Origin of the sequence: Clostridium sp. AF21-20LB, assembly GCF_003478795.1 — a bacterium.
Taxonomy (GTDB): Bacteria; Bacillota; Clostridia; order Lachnospirales; family Lachnospiraceae; genus Otoolea; species Otoolea fessa.
Window position 1 is genome coordinate 79349 of record NZ_QUGD01000009.1, and the last position, 17215, is coordinate 96563.

General features: G+C 45.8%; 19 protein-coding genes and 3 pseudogenes. 15 read left to right on the forward strand and 7 right to left on the reverse strand.

The features are described from left to right. Nucleotides 1-31: 31 nt before the first annotated feature. The 14 genes and pseudogenes from DWX76_RS06825 (at nt 32) to DWX76_RS06885 (ending at nt 12806) form a co-directional block, all read left to right on the forward strand. Nucleotides 32-808 carry an aminotransferase class I/II-fold pyridoxal phosphate-dependent enzyme gene (locus DWX76_RS06825; protein ID WP_412694005.1) on the forward strand — a complete coding sequence of 259 codons (777 nt, stop codon included), beginning with the start codon at nt 32-34 and terminating at the stop codon, nt 806-808. A gap of 45 nt (nt 809-853) precedes the next feature. Then, nucleotides 854-1417, forward strand: a complete 564-nt coding sequence (locus DWX76_RS06830) for a helix-turn-helix domain-containing protein (RefSeq protein WP_117795366.1) — start codon at nt 854-856, stop codon at nt 1415-1417. 189 nt (nt 1418-1606) lie between these two features. Then, nucleotides 1607-3010 carry an HlyD family efflux transporter periplasmic adaptor subunit gene (locus DWX76_RS06835; protein WP_118570365.1) on the forward strand — a complete coding sequence of 468 codons (1404 nt, stop codon included), beginning with the start codon at nt 1607-1609 and terminating at the stop codon, nt 3008-3010. A 41-nt stretch (nt 3011-3051) separates the two neighbouring features. Continuing rightward, entirely contained in the window at nt 3052-3750 is a 699-nt protein-coding gene (locus DWX76_RS06840) for a YggS family pyridoxal phosphate-dependent enzyme (RefSeq protein WP_106999861.1), read from the forward strand. A 4-nt stretch (nt 3751-3754) separates the two neighbouring features. Then, nucleotides 3755-4219, forward strand: a complete 465-nt coding sequence (locus DWX76_RS06845) for a cell division protein SepF (protein ID WP_412693809.1) — start codon at nt 3755-3757, stop codon at nt 4217-4219. Nucleotides 4220-4412: 193 nt separating this feature from the next. After that, nucleotides 4413-5171 (forward strand): RNA-binding protein, encoded by a 759-nt coding sequence (locus DWX76_RS06850; RefSeq protein WP_243022481.1) that lies wholly within the window; start codon nt 4413-4415, stop codon nt 5169-5171. A 96-nt stretch (nt 5172-5267) separates the two neighbouring features. Next, nucleotides 5268-6301, forward strand: a pseudogene (aroB, locus tag DWX76_RS06855) (3-dehydroquinate synthase). 22 nt (nt 6302-6323) lie between these two features. Beyond that, a complete protein-coding gene (locus tag DWX76_RS14995; RefSeq protein ID WP_412694006.1) occupies nt 6324-6608 on the forward strand; it encodes a signal peptidase II in 285 nt (94 codons plus the stop codon). Then, a complete protein-coding gene (locus DWX76_RS15000) occupies nt 6608-6847 on the forward strand; it encodes a signal peptidase II (RefSeq protein ID WP_412694007.1) in 240 nt (79 codons plus the stop codon). The genes DWX76_RS14995 and DWX76_RS15000 overlap by 1 nt, the downstream gene beginning before the upstream one ends. Beyond that, nucleotides 6844-7767: an RluA family pseudouridine synthase gene (locus DWX76_RS06865; protein WP_118491389.1), complete on the forward strand. Its 924-nt coding sequence runs from the start codon at nt 6844-6846 to the stop codon at nt 7765-7767. The genes DWX76_RS15000 and DWX76_RS06865 overlap by 4 nt, the downstream gene beginning before the upstream one ends. Nucleotides 7768-7928: 161 nt before the next feature. Continuing rightward, nucleotides 7929-8576 (forward strand): AAA family ATPase, encoded by a 648-nt coding sequence (locus DWX76_RS06870; protein WP_022358645.1) that lies wholly within the window; start codon nt 7929-7931, stop codon nt 8574-8576. A 144-nt stretch (nt 8577-8720) separates the two neighbouring features. Further along, on the forward strand, nt 8721-10577 hold the full coding sequence (locus tag DWX76_RS06875) for an NlpC/P60 family protein (RefSeq protein WP_118570366.1): 1857 nt from the start codon (nt 8721-8723) through the stop codon (nt 10575-10577). Nucleotides 10578-10910: 333 nt separating this feature from the next. After that, nucleotides 10911-11749: pseudogene (locus DWX76_RS06880) on the forward strand (tRNA 2-thiocytidine biosynthesis TtcA family protein). 1 nt (nt 11750) lies between these two features. After that, nucleotides 11751-12806, forward strand: coding sequence for a tyrosine-type recombinase/integrase (locus tag DWX76_RS06885; protein WP_118570367.1), 1056 nt, complete (start codon nt 11751-11753; stop codon nt 12804-12806). Nucleotides 12807-13066: 260 nt separating this feature from the next. Here DWX76_RS06885 and DWX76_RS06890 read toward each other — a convergent pair whose 3' ends face one another. The 7 genes and pseudogenes from DWX76_RS06890 to DWX76_RS06930 form a co-directional block, all read right to left on the reverse strand. Further along, nucleotides 13067-13429, reverse strand: coding sequence for a helix-turn-helix domain-containing protein (locus DWX76_RS06890; RefSeq protein ID WP_106999869.1), 363 nt, complete (start codon nt 13427-13429; stop codon nt 13067-13069). A gap of 277 nt (nt 13430-13706) precedes the next feature. After that, nucleotides 13707-13997, reverse strand: a complete 291-nt coding sequence (locus DWX76_RS06895) for a DUF4491 family protein (RefSeq protein ID WP_015552777.1) — start codon at nt 13995-13997, stop codon at nt 13707-13709. Nucleotides 13998-14169: 172 nt separating this feature from the next. After that, on the reverse strand, nt 14170-14454 hold the full coding sequence (locus DWX76_RS06900) for an Ada metal-binding domain-containing protein (protein WP_118472339.1): 285 nt from the start codon (nt 14452-14454) through the stop codon (nt 14170-14172). 539 nt (nt 14455-14993) lie between these two features. Beyond that, nucleotides 14994-15365 (reverse strand): DUF2500 domain-containing protein, encoded by a 372-nt coding sequence (locus tag DWX76_RS06910; protein ID WP_118293988.1) that lies wholly within the window; start codon nt 15363-15365, stop codon nt 14994-14996. A gap of 288 nt (nt 15366-15653) precedes the next feature. Further along, the gene (locus DWX76_RS06920; protein WP_007888235.1) at nt 15654-16256 is read right to left on the reverse strand and encodes a Type 1 glutamine amidotransferase-like domain-containing protein; all 603 of its coding nucleotides are present in this window, start codon (nt 16254-16256) and stop codon (nt 15654-15656) included. A gap of 270 nt (nt 16257-16526) precedes the next feature. Continuing rightward, a complete protein-coding gene (locus tag DWX76_RS13935) occupies nt 16527-16664 on the reverse strand; it encodes a hypothetical protein (RefSeq protein ID WP_181357141.1) in 138 nt (45 codons plus the stop codon). A 132-nt stretch (nt 16665-16796) separates the two neighbouring features. Beyond that, nucleotides 16797-16907 (reverse strand): annotated as a pseudogene (locus tag DWX76_RS06930) (AraC family transcriptional regulator); the annotation flags it as partial. Between the two features lie 11 nt (nt 16908-16918). Between DWX76_RS06930 and DWX76_RS06935 the strand changes: the two are divergent. Then, nucleotides 16919-17077: a helix-turn-helix domain-containing protein gene (locus tag DWX76_RS06935; protein WP_333489807.1), complete on the forward strand. Its 159-nt coding sequence runs from the start codon at nt 16919-16921 to the stop codon at nt 17075-17077. Nucleotides 17078-17215: the final 138 nt, after the last annotated feature.

The window sequence follows — 17215 nt, forward strand, 5'->3', positions numbered from 1 at the left end:
CCGGGCGATCCTCCGCAATAAGCGGACGCTGGTGGAGAATCCGCTGGTTTTAAAAGATGGACATTATGAGATGGATCTGGAAGAGTTGGAGCAGAAGGTGCTGGATGAGCATGTCAAACTGATGATTTTATGCAATCCGCACAATCCGGTTGGCCGTGTCTGGACGAGGGAAGAGCTGACCGCACTGGCTGACATCTGCCTGCGCCACCATGTATACGTGATCAGCGACGAGATCCATGGCGATTTTGTATGGCAGGGGCATGAGCAGACTCCGTATGCGTCGATTTCAGAGGAAGCATGCCTTCATTCGATGATGTGTACAGCGCCGAGCAAGACCTTCAATCTGGCTGGCATGGCGACATCAAACCTCTTTATCCCGGATCCGGAGATGCGGCGTAAATTCCGGTCGGAGCTGCTGGATGTTGGTCAGGAAAATATGAACCGTCTGGGATTGTTCGCCTGCCGTGCAGCGTATGAAGGCGGCGGGGAATGGCTGGATCAGCTTATCGGCTATCTGGCTGGCAATCTGGCACTGGTGCGCGATTTCTGTAAAAACCGTGTGCCGCAGATTCAACTGGTAGAACCGGAGGGAACGTATCTGGCATGGCTGGATTGCCGTGAACTGGGGATGACGGATGATGAATTGATGGCATTCTTCTCGAATGAAGCGAAGGTATGGCTGGATCCGGGCACGCATTCGGGTGAACAGGGATCTGGATTTATGCGCTTTAATCTGGGCAGTTCGCGCAGTGTGATTGCACAGGCGCTCGATCAGATCGAGGCGGCATGGAAAAAACGGAACGCATAATGAAAAATAGCAGAACCGTAAAAATAAAACGTTCGGAGGGATTGCATGGAATTTGAAGAAGTGGAGAATATTGGACAGCGGATCAAGGAGATTCGCAAGAGTAAATCTATCACGATCCAGAAGCTGTCCCAGTTTACCGATCTGTCAGTGGGATATCTGAGCAATCTGGAGCGGAACCAGGCAAGCCCGACGCTGAACAATCTGCAGCGCATCTGCGTGGCGCTTGGTATTTCGATCCGGGATCTGCTCAGTCCTTCCGGCGAGGAGAGAACCCTGATCCGCCAGGAGGAGCAGCAGTTATATGAATATGATGAGTACAAGCTTCAAATCCGCCGTCTGGATTTTGGAAAGAAACGCGGTATTTATGAGTTTTCAACCTATGATCCAGAGACAAAAGATACACCGCCGTCCTGGGGGCTGCATCCATACGCGGAGGTCGGAGTCATTCTGGAAGGCAAGATGGAGGTCAATCTGGATGGAACGGTTTATCTCTTAGGACCGGGCGATTCGATCTATATCAAGCCGAATCTCTATCACACGATGCGGAATGCGGGCGATACTCCCTGCCGCTCCTTCTGGCATCTGCAGATTATGGATGATTCTGTATAATTGACGGGATGAATTGATCTTGAAATTTGGACAATTCACTCGTATAATAAAGGCTGTACGTTGGGCTATACAGAATATTGCAAAAGTCCATGGCCGGAGACAAATTTGCGTGGATTTTTGTCTGGTAACTGTGAAACTGCAGAAACAGCTGCCAGAGAAGTACATCGGGAAAAGGGAGGATAGAGCTGCATGGCCAAAAACAAGAAAATTGTACGCTACAGAAAGCCATTGAATATCAATGTAGGCATGATCATTTTTGCCATGATTTTCGTCTATCTTTCTTTCAGTGTCTATACATATCTCAGGCGGGATCACGTCCAGTTTTATGAGGTCGTCGAGGGAAGTATTGTAAATAATAAAGAATACAACGGAATCCTGTTTCGGGATGAGACAGTGGAAAATGCACCGCAGACCGGGTACGTCAACTATTATGTGCGCGAGGGAAAGCGGGCAGGCGCTGGATCGCGCGTCTATTCGCTAGATGAGACCGGCGAGCTGGGGAAATTTTTGGAAGAAAATCAGTCCTCTGGGATGTCCCTGTCAGCAGAAAATCTGGCTGATTTGAAGAAACAACTCAGTTCGTTCTGTTTATCCTACAACGATCAGCGCTTTGAAAGCGTCTACGACGCCGAATATTCTTTGCAGGCTTCGGTTGCAGAGTATATGAATTTCAATGCGCTGGGCGATATGGATGCACAGCTTCAGGCACAGGGTATCAATTACAAACAGATATCGGCGCCCCAGCCGGGTATTATTTCCTATGTGACCGATTCTTTTGAGGGGGTCGCGCCGGATGAGGTGACGGCGGATTCGTTTGACCGGAGTCAATATACGCGGCAGGTGGGACGAGCTGGGGAACTGATCGAGGCGGGCACGCCGGTGTACAAGATCATCACATCGGAGAACTGGAGTATCGTGTTTCAGATGGATGACAAGGATAAAGAGCAGTTTGCCGATCAAGATACACTGACGATCGAGCCGTTGGGAAGTGATATGAAATTCCGGGGGAATTATTCGATGTTTACCGGTTCCGATGGCAATCTGTATGGACGCCTGGATCTGGACCGTTACATGATCCAGTTTGAATCCGAGCGTTTTATGAACTTCGAGATCTCCAGCGAGGAAACGCAGGGACTTAAAATTCCGGTATCATCGGTGATGGAGAAGGAATTTTATACCATTCCAGTTGATTATATGACAACGGGCGGCAACGCTACTGAAGATGAGGCTGGCTTCAATAAAGAAGTTTACGGCGAAGGCGGAAAGGCGTCGATTGAATTTGTCACGCCGGAGATTTACAGCTCGACTGATGAGTATTATTATGTCGAGAAGAGCGACGATGGGCTGTTAAAGAGCGGCGATTATCTGGTGAAACCGGATTCAAACGAGCGCTTCCAGGTAGGACCGACGGCAAAGCTGACAGGTGCTTACAATATTAATAAGGGATACGCGGTGTTCAAGCAGGTGAAAGAACTTGCAAATAGCGGTGAATATTACATTGTAGAAAAAGGAACCAAATATGGATTATCGGTTTATGACCATATCGTGTTGGATGCCAGTACCGTATCGGATGGCCAGATCGTATATCAGTAATGATATTTCCAAAATATAGAGATAAGGAAGGTGTATCACATATGGTTCAGGAACAGTTAGAAGAAGTACGTCAGAATATACGGAACGCCTGCGAGCGGAGCGGACGGAAGGTGGAGGATGTCACGCTGATCGCGGTCAGTAAGACAAAGCCGGTGCCGATGCTTCAAGAAGCATATGATGCCGGCGCCAGAGATTTCGGCGAAAACAAAGTGCAGGAGATTCTGGAGAAGGAACCGCAGCTGCCGTCTGATATCCGCTGGCATATGATTGGACATTTACAGAAAAATAAAGTCCGTCAGGTAATTGACAAGGCAGTTCTGATTCACTCCGTCGATACGGTGGGACTGGCAGAGCAGATCGAAAAAGAAGCGGTCAAACGTGATCTGGACGTTTCTATTCTTCTGGAGGTCAATGTCGCCGGAGAAGAGTCCAAATTTGGTTTTGCCCCGGAAGAAGTCGAGGAAGCGGCACGCGAAATTGCAAAGTACCCGCATGTCCACATACAGGGACTTATGACGATTGCACCATTTGTAGAGAATTCGGAAGAAAATCGTGGTGTTTTTAAAAAATTATATGAATTATATGTTGACATGAAACGGAAAAACATTGATAATGTTACTATGAATGTCCTTTCGATGGGAATGACCGGAGACTATCAGACAGCGATTGAAGAAGGTGCAACTATGGTAAGAGTCGGTACGGGCATTTTTGGAACCAGGGCAAAGATAGGAGAGAAATAGGGTTATGAGTATTCTGAACAAATTAATGGATACAATGCGTCTCACAGAGAATGATGACGATTACTTCGATGAGGAAGATTACGAAGAAGAAAAACCGGTGATTAAGAAGCGTTCTTTCGGCAAGAGGGACGAAGAGATGGATGATTACCGCCACGAGGAGGAATCTAAGCCGCGTTTTCTGCCACGTTCCTCTAACAATAAGGTAGTGCAGATGCGCCGCAGCATGGAAGTATCTCTGATCAAACCTACTTCCATGGAGGATACGAGAGAGATTTGCGATTACCTGCTGGCTGGAAAAGCTGTTGTTTTAAATATGGAAGGAATCCACATGGAGGTTGCACAGCGTATCATTGATTTTACCTGTGGCGCGACCTATCGATGGATGGAAATCTCCAGAAGATTTCCAATTACATTTTTATTGCGACACCGTCATCGGTTGAGCTGTCCGGCGACTTTCCCGAACTCTTAGCAGACGGTTCCATGAATGTTTCCGGGATGAATCTCCACTTCTGATACTGATATACTCCCAGGTTCGCTATATATCTGAACCTGGGAGTATTTATTATACAATCGGAAATTTGTGTGATTTCTGATTGTATACAGGCTCTCTGAGCAGGAGCACACTTTATATAAGCACTTTCGAACAGGAGTAGAAACACGCGATGCTGCAGGAAAAAGAAGAACAGCTTTTAAAAAAGAGAATGATAGAACTGGCCGGACTCTGTTATCAGCGCGATATACAGACAAGTACCGGCTTTTTGTCGTTAAATGAACAGACGATCTTTCACTCGATCGAGAAGACGCTGCCGCCGGTGCGGACTTGCCTGACGGGTGGCTTTGAGGGCGCAGAGCGCAAACTTCTTTGTTTTCTGGCTTCGTATGACGATGAGGAGTTTGGACTTCCGATTGCCGTGTTGGAGGTCATTCCGGCAAACCTGCGTTACAGTGAGGCGCTGACGCACCGGGATTATCTCGGGGCGCTCATGAACCTGGGGATTGAGCGCAGCTGCATCGGGGATATTCTGATGAAGGAAAATGGCTGCTGCGTCTTCTGCCAGGAAAAGATGGCGGATTATCTCTGCCAGGAACTCACGATGGTGCGCCACACCTCTGTGATCTGCCGCAAGGCGGACGCGACGGAGCCGATCACACCGAAGATGGAGCGCGTGAGTGGAAGCGTTGCATCACCGCGTCTTGACAGTGTGATCGCGATGGTATTTTCATCCTCCCGCACGAAGATACTGCCGCTCATTGAGGGTGAAAAGGTGTTTATTGACGGGAAACAGGTGACTTCCCCGGCGGTGCAGCTTAAAGAGGGCGAGATTGTATCTGTGCGCGGCATGGGAAAATTCCGCTTTGCCGGGAGCGGGGGATTGTCGAAAAGGGGACGTCTGTATGTTTATGCGGATAAATATGTGTAAAAAAGAAAGGACTGAAAACAAATGACAGAAGTAAAGAATGAGAAAATGAATCGCGTAACCGTTCATCTGGACGAGAAGCCGATCTATGATATTGTGATGACCGAAGATTTTTCGGCACTTCCGGGTGAAATCGAAAAACTTTCCATTTCAAACCGCCGTCTCTGCATCGTGACGGATTCGAACGTAGAAAAATTATATCTGAATGAAGTAAAAAAACTTCTGGCGCCGTGCTGCAAGACGGTAATTTCGTTCGTATTTCCGGCGGGCGAGGAGCACAAAAACCTCGACACCGTCCGGGATTTATATGAAACCCTGATTTTGAACCATTTTGACCGCAACGATATGCTGGCAGCACTCGGCGGCGGAGTTGTGGGCGATCTCTGCGGATTCGCGGCGGCGACCTATCTGCGCGGCGTTGCTTCATGCAGATTCCGACGACGCTTCTTTCCCAGGTGGACAGCAGCATTGGCGGCAAGACGGGCGTTGATTTTGACGCGTACAAAAATATGGTTGGCGCGTTTCATATGCCGAAGCTGGTATTTACCAATATCAATACGCTTCAGACGCTTCCGGACAACCAGTTTTCCGCCGGTATGGGCGAGGTTATCAAACATGGTCTGATCAAGGATGCGGCATATTATGAGTGGCTGCTTGAAAATGCGGCAGATATCTGGGCGAGAAAGCCGGAGGCACTCCGCAAGACAGTGACCTGGAGCAATGAGATCAAGCGTGCTGTGGTAGAGAAGGATCCGACCGAAAAAGGCGACCGTATGCTCTTAAACTTTGGTCATACGCTGGGACACGCGATCGAGAAGCTGAAAAACTTTGAACTTCTGCACGGTGAATGCGTGGCACTCGGCGCGCTGGCAGCGATGAAGCTGTCGGAAAACCGCGGCATGATCAAACCGGAGGAAACAAACCGCTTCAAAGAAGCACTGGGAGAATTCCATATCGGTACGCAGGTATCCGGGCTTGAGAAAGATGCGATTGTGGCAGCGTCCAAGAACGACAAGAAGATGGATTCTGGCATCATCAAATTTATTCTCATTCATTCCATCGGCGACGCCTACGTGGATCGCACAGTAACCGAGGACGAGATGAAACAGGCACTCGATCAGGTGCTGGTATAATAGCAGGAAAGGAATCAGGTGCATGAACACGAAATTACGACAGTTCTTTATCTTTTTTATCGGGCTGGGAGTCAGCATCGGACTGGATCAGTTTACAAAACATCTGGCAGTTGTCCATCTGAAAGGGCAGAAGCCATTTGTGCTCATTAAGGGTGTGTTTGAATTTTATTATTCTGAAAACCGCGGCGCTGCTTTTGGAATGCTGCAGGGACGGCAGGGATTCTTCTTCCTGATTGCAGCGGCAGTCATTCTGGCAGTGTTGTGGGCGGTTTACCGGATGCCGGCAGGGAAACGGTATCTGCGCTGATGTGCAGCTTGTTTCTGCTCGTATCAGGCGCAGTTGGCAATATGATCGACCGTCTGACACAGAAATATGTGGTGGATTTCCTGTATTTTAAGCTGATTGATTTTCCGATTTTTAATGTGGCAGATTGCTATGTGGTGATCGCGACGTTCTCGCTGATCCTTCTGTTTTTCTTCTTCTATTCGGATGAGGAACTGGAATTCCTTTCTTTTAAAGGTGCGAAAAAGGAGTCGGGACGATGATGCAGGAATATCTGGTTCCAGAAGAGGCGGCTGGAACCCGCATCGATAAATTTCTGGCGGACGCCTGCCCGGATCTGTCCCGTTCCTTTTTGCAGAAACTTCTGAAAGAGAGCAGCGTTACAGCAGACGGAAAAGCGGTTAAAAGCAGTTTCAAGGTAAATGGTGGGGAAACTATCGCCTTTGAAGTTCCAAAACCGGAGGAGGCGGCGATCGAGGCGGAAAATATCCCGTTGGACATTTTGTATGAAGATTCGGATATAATTTTAGTCAATAAGCCGAAGGGGATGGTTGTCCATCCGGCGGCAGGGCATTATACGGGGACTCTGGTCAATGCGCTGATGTACCATTGCAAGGATCAGCTCTCCGGCATCAACGGAGTCATGCGCCCTGGGATCGTCCATCGGATCGATATGAACACAACCGGCGTGCTGGTGGTGTGCAAGAATGATTTCGCCCACAATTCTCTCGCAGAACAGCTCAAGGTGCATTCGATCACCCGCGTGTATTATGCCATCGTATTTGGCAATCTGCGCGAGGATGAGGGTACTGTCCATGCACCGATCGGGCGTCATCCGACGGATCGTAAGAAAATGAGCATCCACTCCAAACAGGGGCGCGATGCGATCACGCATTACCGCGTACTGGAACGCTTCGGGGCGTATACATTTATCGAATGCCGCCTGGAGACGGGACGCACACACCAGATCCGCGTCCATATGGCAAGCATCGGTCATCCGCTTCTGGGCGATGAGGTGTACGGTCCGGCGCGGCAGCCATTTTCACTGGAAGGGCAGACCCTGCATGCGGGAGTCTTAGGCTTTATCCATCCGCGGACCGGGGAGTATGTGGAGTTTTCTGCGCCGCTGCCAGCGTATTTTGAAGAACTGCTGGAGAAGCTGCGGAAAAAAGCTGGAAAGTAAAAGTGACATGAATAGTAAGATCGTTCCGATTCGTATACACATTCTTTTCAGATAGTTTATTTCTGTGTCGCTAATAAATACCTTTTATTCCGAAAAAATGATGACTTTTCAGATAGCTTATGTTATAATAAAGGCAGAACTTGAAAGGAGTTGAGGGAGACATGAAAAAAAATTTAGTAATTACAATCGGTCGCGAATGCGGCAGCTCCGGAAGAGCGATTGGACGAAAACTGGCGGAATCATTGGGAATCAAGTGCTATGATAAAGAGCTTCTTGCACTGGCAGCGAAGAACAGCGGTCTCTGTGAAGAGCTTTTTAAGACGCATGATGAGAAACCAACCAACAGCTTCTTATATTCACTGGTAATGGACACCTATTCGATGGGTTATAATACATCGGCTTATATGGATATGCCGATCAACCACAAGATTTTCCTGGCACAGTTTGACACGATCAAGAAACTGGCAGATGAAGAATCCTGTGTCATTGTAGGACGGTGTGCGGACTATGCGCTGGCAGATTATCCGAACGTAGTGTCTGTTTTCATCTGTGCAGATGAGGAAGTGAAGATTCAGGAATTGATGAAACGTCACAATATTACCCGCGATAAGGCAAAAGATGTGATGATCAAGACCGATAAGCAGCGTTCTGGTTATTATAACTATTATTCCAGCAAACGCTGGGGCAGCTCCAAGAGCTATAACCTCTGCATCAACAGCAGTGTCGTAGGCATCGACGGTGCCGTAGAAATTATTAAGGAATTCGCCAAAAAGAAACAAGAATTTCTTAAGATAAACGAGAACGCATAAAAGTATAATTAAAACCGGTGTGTTTGAATATCTGGTGAAGAATCAGAAAGGACGCATCGGTTTTTTGCGCCTGGATGTTTTGAAGATGAGATTGCGTTGGGGTATAAAAACAAAATAGTTACTTAAGATTTTGAATGTAGATACATGAAGAAAATGATGATGAAAGAAAGACATTCTTATATAATCCGAACGGCGCTCATGGCGGCATCGGGTATTTTATTGTGCGGGATTGCCGAAGCAGTGCGCCCGGAGGTGGATTTATCAGTCGGTGTGCCTGCTGATAAAGTTGTGATTGCAGATGGGATTTTAGACCAGGAGACACAAAATGATACAGACGAATCCTTCTGCGACCGTCTGATGAAGAAAATGGTACACCCGATTCACATGGCATCCCGATTTTTAAATGGTCTGGGAGCAGACTCGGAAGAATATATTCCGTCGGAAACGGAGTATAACCTGATGGCGCTCCGGACGGAAGAGAGCGCTGTTGATCTGTCTGATCCATTGGCGGCATTTGAGTCTCTTCCATGGTATAAACTTGCAAAACGATTCCGGAGTATGGGGACAGAAGATACCTGGGGCGCGAAGATGTACGAAGCGCTTGGAACGCGGGATGCACAGTGGATATCGGAGATCTACGGGTGGATCCAGACGACACCGCTTACGGCTTCCCAGAAAATGGGGCTGCCAGCTGCACAGGTACTCGGCAGCTATGATCCCTCCAATCCAGAGCATAACGCGCAGGACCCGGCGAGCTGGGTAGTTCCAACTTGGAAAAATATCCGTTTCCAGATATGCGACGGAGACGGAAAGCCGACGTCCCTGGCATCCAATGCGACCGATATTTTGTCTATGGCAAATGTATATACATACAGCCTTGACTGGAAAAATACAGACCTGTTCAATACCTATATCAATCAGCTCTGGACCAGTTCCCACCAGTACCACGTGAGCATTAGCAATGTGTATTACTGTGAGGGCTGTACAGAACTGCCGGACGAGCCGGTAACAGAGGAAACAGCAGATGACGATGTGGAGAGCGGCAGTGCAGCAGGAGAGGCATCCTCGGAGGCTTTAGATGCCCAGGGCGCAGGAGACAGTCAGACAGCGGCAGAAGAGCCGTTAACGGAGAGCGAGGCGGCATCCACAGCAAATAATTATGTCAAACCGGCACAGGGACCGGGGGCTTCCACACAGGAGCAGGCAGCCGAATCAAAAGCGGCTGCGTCCCCGTCAGAGGCGACGCTCAGTGCGGAGAGCGCTGCGGCAGTTACATTAAATGAAAACGGAAAATATTGCCCGGGACATGTTGATCTGACCGTTACCGTTAAGACAACCGGTCTGAAAGAGAAGCATAATCTGTTTGCACTCGATGGAACGGGAAATCAGGCTGTCGGGAATTGGCAGGGTTGGACGGAAGAAAAACAGACAGCCGCCCAGACACTCGCTGCTCAGGATTGGCAGGGAATGTACGGGCTTGCCAGTTCAGAGTTTGCACTCGGGAATCCGCTGACACCGGCAGAAATTGCATCTTACCTGGATTTACTTCCAGAGGATTTATCACCGGAGCGGCGTGCCGTTATCACATGCGCGCTCAATTCCGTTGGCAAGATTCCATATTATTATGGAGGAAAACCGAGTACAGCAGGACTTTCCGGCAATCATTTTGCCAGCGTGACAAGCCCGGATTACAAGGGACGGATTTTGTCAGGGCTTGACTGTTCTGGATGGGTCAACTGGGTATACTGGACCGCGCTTGGCAATAGAATGGGTGCCGCCAGCACCTACGAGATTGTGCGGACAGGACGGGCGATCAACAGCGCAGAGCTTCAGCCGGGCGACTTGCTTGTCCAGCTTGGCGGTAATTCGCACGTTGTAATGTTTTTAGGCTGGAACGCAGACGGAACCATACTGGGCGTACATGAATCCGGCAGTGCAAGCAATGTAACGGTCGGAAAGGTCCATACGGTCTGGCCGTATTACCGGGCGTTTTTGGATTAAGAAGTGAATAAAGAATAAAATGAATATGAATTAGTCATAAGGGATTTTGAGCTGGATGGATGTTGCCTTTGTTTTTTGCTGGAGTGTTTGCTGGTAAATGGCAAAGGCGGCATCCATCCATTTTGTGTTTAGATTTGTTTTTATGCTGAAATACGATATTGAATAATTCGTAAAATGATTTATTTACAAATAAAGGGAAACATGGTATGATAGAGAGATGGACAAAACTATTCGTGAAAGCCTACTTTATCGAATAGTTTGAAATGTAAATATGTGTATGCACTTAATCTATTTGCTAAACTATTCATTCGTTATATTTGAAAGGATGTTCTCATGAAACTTCAACGTCTTCTAAGTTTAACCCGCCAGGCGGTTGATGACTATCGTCTGATTCAATCCGGCGATAAAATAGCTATCGGTATTTCTGGCGGTAAAGACAGCCTGACACTTTTATATGCTTTACAGGGCTTCGCCGGTTTTACCCGGAACCATTTGAACTTTGTGCTATTACAGTTGATCTGGGCTTTCAGGCACTTTCTCCGGAGGTTTCGAACCGGTTGTCGCCGACGCTTTCATCGGATGCGGCTGCATTTGATTTAAAACCGGTTCAGGAGCTTTGTGATGAATTAAACGTGCCCTACACGGTCGTTTCGACGGAAATCGGCAAGATTCTCTTTGAAACCCGTCAGGAATCCAATCCATGTGCGCTCTGTGCCAAGATGCGAAAAGGCGCTTTAAATGAAGCGGCTCTGAAACTTGGCTGTAATAAAATCGCCTATGCACATCACCGTGACGATCTGATCGATACCATGCTTTTATCCTTGATTTATGAGGGGCGTTTCTATTCCTTCTCGCCGAAAACCCATTTGGACAAAACGGGATTGACGCTGATCCGCCCGCTGATATATGTCCAGGAAGCCGATGTGATCGGATTTAAAAACAAATATCATCTTCCTGTCTGTAAAAATCCATGTCCCGTAGATGGAAAAACAAAACGCGAGTATGTGAAACAATTAACAAGGAAACTCAACCATGATTCACCGGGGGTAAAGGATCGTTTTTTCCATGCGATTATTGATGGAAACAATCCCGGATGGCCGGAACGGACCGATCGACACCTGAAAAATTTGATACATTCGGACCTTTCATCATCACCAAAGGAGGAATTGTGATATGGCTACACTCTCCTACCACGAACAGGAAGACATCGAAAACACAAAACGAATCCGAGGCATTCTGAAAGAGCTGCCACCGTTCTGTACCGATTTCTTCCGCGGCATTGAACCTCGTACATCAGCGCGCACCCGGCTTGCGTATGCCTATGATTTAAAGACATTTTTTGATTTCCTGAAACAAGCAAATCCAGAGCTTAAATCAAAGAAGCTGCGCGATTTGCCGCTCTCTCTTCTGGATAAAATCAAGTTGATGGATCTGGAAGAATATATGGAGTATCTGAAATGTTATTCGACCGAAAAACGAGAGGATCTGATGAATACAGAGCGGGGTATCATGCGGAAAGTCTCGACGGTTAAGAGCTTTTACAACTACTTTTACCGGACCGAGCGGATTCAGAATAACCCCGCTTCTCTTCTGCAGCTTCCCAAGATTCATGAAAAAGAAATTATACGCCTCGATGTTGACGAGGTGGCGCGTTTCCTGGATGAGGTTGAGGATGGTGAATGTCTGACCGAAAAACAGAAAGCCTACCATGCAAAGACCAAGCTGCGAGATCTGGCGATGATGACGCTTCTGCTTGGTACGGGGCTTCGTGTATCAGAATGTGTCGGACTGAATATCAACGATGTTGATTTCCGAAACGGTGGTCTTAGGATTCATCGAAAAGGCGGAAAGGAAGTCATCGTATATTTTGGTGCCGAGGTAGAATATGCGCTTCAGGACTATCTCAGCGAGCGTGAACATATTGTCCCAGAGGAAGGCAGCGAAGAAGCACTCTTCCTCTCCATGCAGCGTAAGCGCATTAACGTACGCAGCGTGGAAAAAATGGTCAAAAAATACGCACAGCTCGTCACACCGCTAAAAAAGATCACGCCACATAAGCTCCGCAGCACCTACGGCACGAATCTGTACCGTGAAACCGGCGATATTTACCTCGTCGCGGATGTTTTGGGACACAGTGATGTCAATACGACGAAGAAGCATTATGCGGCGCTGGAGGATGAACGGCGGCGAAGCGCAAGGAATAAGGTGCAGCTGAGAGAAATAGAGTAAAGGGCAAAAAGGCAAAAAGTAAAAAAAATTTTTAGGTAAAAAAGGCTAATTTCGTACTTTATTTCCGTGTAAAGTGAAAATAGTATTTTGCTAAAATAAAGTTCAAAATTCATATTTGCCAAGAAAACCGATGACCTCGACTGCTTATAGTCTATGCCATCGGTTTTCCTAGTTCAAGCACTCTCACTCTGCTTCATCTGTGTCTCAATAACTTCGTCTAAGTTGGCTGCTGTAGTTTGTTCACTCATAGCCTTCTGCCTCTAATAATAAACACTGCAAAGGTTTAAAATATCCTGCAACAGATCATACTCCATCTTTGCCTTATCATTCATTTGATAATTTATCAGAGCCTTTTGCGAGTACATCGCATCTACGCTTTGCGTTTTCGTTGAAAATTCCATCAAAGTATCCGGGCCAATGCCCAAACTGGTAAAAATTTTATTCAAATGCTTATCGAATGAGCTTTTACTATCTATCTCGCCATTTAAAATTTTATCTAAAGTAGGTCGAGAAATTTCTGTCTTTTTGCAGAACGATACCTTAGAGAATCCATTGCCACTGATGTAGTCCTTTAATTTTATTCCTGTCAGTTTTCTCATTTCAAAAAGTTCATCAAAACGCACTCTCTATCTCTCCCAGTAACAAATTGTCAATAGTTTTTTAATCACTTTTCTTAAAAAGGCAAAAAATAGAACGTATAGTAAACGCTATGGTGCGTTGACAACGTATAGATTATTTCCATACGCTCTATCTCTCATTTCGTAAACGTTCCATAGCAAGTACCTTGCCAGCCCAAAGTGCTGCAACATGGTTTTGCAAGCAATAATCCGCAACGTTCGCTCCTCCAGTATTCACCTGTAATCTCCATACCGCCATCTTCTCATCTCCCCGCTTTCTTCTTTAGTGCTTATCCACCTTCCGCTTCGGGAACCATCCTTTTGCCACTCTTTTTTCCTGTTCTTTCAGTTCCTTAATGCTCCAAAAGCAACTGACGCCCAAAACACCCAGGGAAACCGACCAAAGTATTTCCTGCATTCTTACGGATAGAATCATACACAAAATGCCCACCAGCAAAAATACCGGCCAACAGCGGCTTCCAAAGTAATACTCCGCATATATAACAATAGGATGGAACAATCCAATCAAAAAAAAGGTAAGCACACCAATCAATATCCCACTAAAATTCATCATAACTCCTTGTCCTTTTCCTTATACAAACAGCACATTATCGCAGACCGGCGCAACTTACCTTCTGCGTGCAACAGTCGCCCTCAACAGCATATCCAATATGCGCAAAGAAGAAGTATTGCAATATAGAACTACAACCTTCCTCTTCCATATTTTTTAAATATCTGACACATTTTTACGGATTGCATTTTTTACACGGATCATAACCTGCAGCAATCAGCGCATCCCTACTCTCTGATGAGGATTTTTTATTACTCTCCTTCATCTGTTTGACCGATGAACAGGACGGCCGATGAAATTTCTTTGTATTGGTATTGAGGATATAGGATTCCGTGCTGGTCTGCCGAGAAGCTGCCTGCGTAACAGCCTGTGTGGCCTGCTCTGTTTCTGCCGTCTTGTTTGTTCCAGAAGCCGAGCTGTCCCCCGTCGCATAATTGATGTTAAAGGTCACTTTACCCATTTTGAGGGATGTAAAGTGACCTTCTCTTAGTCAAATATAATGCCGTTCCTTTCTTCGCAAACCTTTACAGAAAGTACAAGCATCCATGTTTCGTTTTTGATAAAGAATCCGTTGCTTTGGTGAGCACTTATAATCGTGTGCACACACTGGCCATGTCCAACAAACAGGTGTTATGCAATTATCCAAAATCTGATCAGGATCACATAACAAATAGTTATCCAAATGGTTCCACTCATTCATTAAATCCGGATGCAATACGGCAAAGGAATTAACACCCGGAAGAACTTCTTTCATTGAACAATACACACAATCCACGTTTCCCGTTGCCATATCTCGAATAGAACTTATATATTCACCACCACAATCAGGGCATTTCCAGAGTGCTCGGTAACATGAATTATTTAAATAATGTGACATTGGTTCTTCATTATTAGAAGACCATCGCGACATTAATTCTGGATTCGTTAACTTGAATTGACATAAACTTTTTCTTAAAATCACCTCCTCGTCTACTTCCTTTCACACTATCACCTCCAGAATCACACGCGCTCAAATGACAGATATCTCGTTCCCTGAAACGTAAGTTTCCCAATGTCGCCTTCCGCCAGCATTCCATATTCTCTGCCAGAAACCGACAGTTCCATCCGGTCACCGCTCTCTACCTGAAACGTGACATAGTAGCTGGTACTTGAAGTCGAATGGTAGCCATGAGTTCCAGACAGGTCACCCGCATTTGCATGGCTATGATGTGTGATATTTTCACGCTTTGCGACGATGGTTGCACTCACCGACAAACGCGGTGACTGATTGTTTTTATGCCATGTTCCGATTCCTGTCACAAACTGGAAGATGATCATGCCAAAAACCATTATGAAGATAATCGGAAACATAAACTCAAACAGCATAAACATATAGCTCACCTCTTCTTCATCTTTCGTCCAATGATTACTCTGAGCACAAAACATACGACAATCACGAAAAGCGAGGCAGCGATATACAGTAATGCTTCTGTATACCACGGTGCAGAATACGATTCGTATAGTTTCGGAAAGCGCTTATACCCATAGAAATCCATACCCGTTTTAATCACAATTATGTAGAAACTCGCATAGATAATATATTTTAATAAATCGTATAGTCCATCGTCTCCGCGATATTCTGTTTTAACCTTTTAGCATCGGCAAACTGGAATTTTCAAATTAGTCTTTGCAAATAACCTTTGAATCTTCACCATCAATTACAATTCCCTGACGGTTGTTAATTGGGCATAGATTCAAATCCGAAAACTCAGTCATTATTTTCTCGGTAACTTTCTTAAATGGTGCTGTAAGATAATGCGGAAGAACATAGAAATCAATCAAATCAATCCCTGCATCATCTTCTTGTGAGTAGTCCTCCGGCTTTTCATCCATTTGCTCGATATATTGGATGCTTGGAGCGCATATAATTGCGCCTGCCGACTCGCCGATCATCAATTTTCCATTTGCCAATTCCTTTTTCAGCAGTCCATCAGTTCCCGTTTTACGGAGCTGGTCCATAAGAAAGAAAGAATTTCCGCCGGTAAAATATATCACATCTGCTTCTTCAAAAACAGACTGTATCGTTGAATAAGCCTCCGTTGAAATATCAATTTCAGTTACGATTGCTCCCAACTTTTTGAATAATTTTCGAGCCGAGCCGACATAACCGGTGTAGCCTTCACGCAGTGAAGCTGTTGGAATAAATGCGACTTTCTTATTTTCAATTTCTTCCTTTATCAGACTTCCTACACTTGAAAAGTGCGAACATAAAAATAGTTTCATCAATATTCTCCTTTATAAATCCCGACTTGTTACTCACATTATATCATATTTTTTCTTCAGTTACATCCACCAAATTTTAGTACACTGCCATTCGGCTTGCTTCTGTAACCGACATCCGTTTAATCTTCTCCTGCATTGTTTCCTTTGTATCTTCATTGATTTCTATACGGATTTCCCTTATGTTTTGATTAAGAATACCCTCTCAATGTATGAAAGGCCGGTTCAATTATATGTGTCTATTTTAATTCTGGAAACAGTTTCTCCAATTCTTCATGAAATGTCCCATTCCTTAATGGTTTGCCGCAGCGTCTCGATGGTCTGCGTTTTCTGCTCATTGATGTTCCGGTTTACAGCCTGCATTTCTTCCTCGGTTGTAGTAGATTCCTGCCAGCCTCTGTTCACGATCATTTTTCTGGATCTTCTGTTGGTTCTGGAAGTCTCCGGCTGCTTTTCCTATAACGGTATGGGTTTCCGTCTGAAACTTCCGTTCCGGATTTTTCTTTGTGGATACAGAAAGCTCTTTTCCATTAATAGAACCGTTTATAACAACATATCTTTCACGCATTTACTCCGATAGTCACTCGGCGATATTTTGTATCTTTCTTTAAATGTTCGGTTAAACGTTCTTTGACTTTCAAATCCACTATCCAGTAGGAATCCGAATCACCAATGCTCAGATTTTACTTGAAACAACAACTTATTCCATCAATGAGATTTCTAAGATTGTCGGGTATGATAACCAGCTTTATTTCAGCCGACTCTTCCACAAGCTAAAAGGATATTCACCTAGAGAATACCAAAAGATAAGAAATAAGTTCTGAAAACCATAATATTATAAGAATCCAATTTATGTGAACTACTCGGTAACTAAGTTACCAGAGCATCTGAAATCTGGCGGGATACCGCCTTTTTTCAGGGTGCGTCCATGACACCACTACTGCTTACCTTTCGGCTATACA

Bases quoted from the DNA above. Each gene is read 5' to 3' on its own strand.
- DWX76_RS06830 (WP_117795366.1), top strand. From the start codon at position 854: ATGGAATTTGAAGAAGTGGAGAATATTGGACAGCGGATCAAGGAGATT.
- DWX76_RS06835 (WP_118570365.1), top strand. From the start codon at position 1,607: ATGGCCAAAAACAAGAAAATTGTACGCTACAGAAAGCCATTGAATATC.
- DWX76_RS06840 (WP_106999861.1), top strand. From the start codon at position 3,052: ATGGTTCAGGAACAGTTAGAAGAAGTACGTCAGAATATACGGAACGCC.
- DWX76_RS06845 (WP_412693809.1), top strand. From the start codon at position 3,755: ATGAGTATTCTGAACAAATTAATGGATACAATGCGTCTCACAGAGAAT.
- DWX76_RS06850 (WP_243022481.1), top strand. From the start codon at position 4,413: ATGCTGCAGGAAAAAGAAGAACAGCTTTTAAAAAAGAGAATGATAGAA.
- DWX76_RS14995 (WP_412694006.1), top strand. From the start codon at position 6,324: ATGAACACGAAATTACGACAGTTCTTTATCTTTTTTATCGGGCTGGGA.
- DWX76_RS15000 (WP_412694007.1), top strand. From the start codon at position 6,608: ATGTGCAGCTTGTTTCTGCTCGTATCAGGCGCAGTTGGCAATATGATC.
- DWX76_RS06865 (WP_118491389.1), top strand. From the start codon at position 6,844: ATGATGCAGGAATATCTGGTTCCAGAAGAGGCGGCTGGAACCCGCATC.
- DWX76_RS06870 (WP_022358645.1), top strand. From the start codon at position 7,929: ATGAAAAAAAATTTAGTAATTACAATCGGTCGCGAATGCGGCAGCTCC.
- DWX76_RS06875 (WP_118570366.1), top strand. From the start codon at position 8,721: ATGAAGAAAATGATGATGAAAGAAAGACATTCTTATATAATCCGAACG.
- DWX76_RS06885 (WP_118570367.1), top strand. From the start codon at position 11,751: ATGGCTACACTCTCCTACCACGAACAGGAAGACATCGAAAACACAAAA.
- DWX76_RS06895 (WP_015552777.1), bottom strand. From the start codon at position 13,997: ATGATGAATTTTAGTGGGATATTGATTGGTGTGCTTACCTTTTTTTTG.
- DWX76_RS06900 (WP_118472339.1), bottom strand. From the start codon at position 14,454: ATGGGTAAAGTGACCTTTAACATCAATTATGCGACGGGGGACAGCTCG.
- DWX76_RS06910 (WP_118293988.1), bottom strand. From the start codon at position 15,365: ATGTTTATGCTGTTTGAGTTTATGTTTCCGATTATCTTCATAATGGTT.
- DWX76_RS06920 (WP_007888235.1), bottom strand. From the start codon at position 16,256: ATGAAACTATTTTTATGTTCGCACTTTTCAAGTGTAGGAAGTCTGATA.
- DWX76_RS13935 (WP_181357141.1), bottom strand. From the start codon at position 16,664: ATGATCGTGAACAGAGGCTGGCAGGAATCTACTACAACCGAGGAAGAA.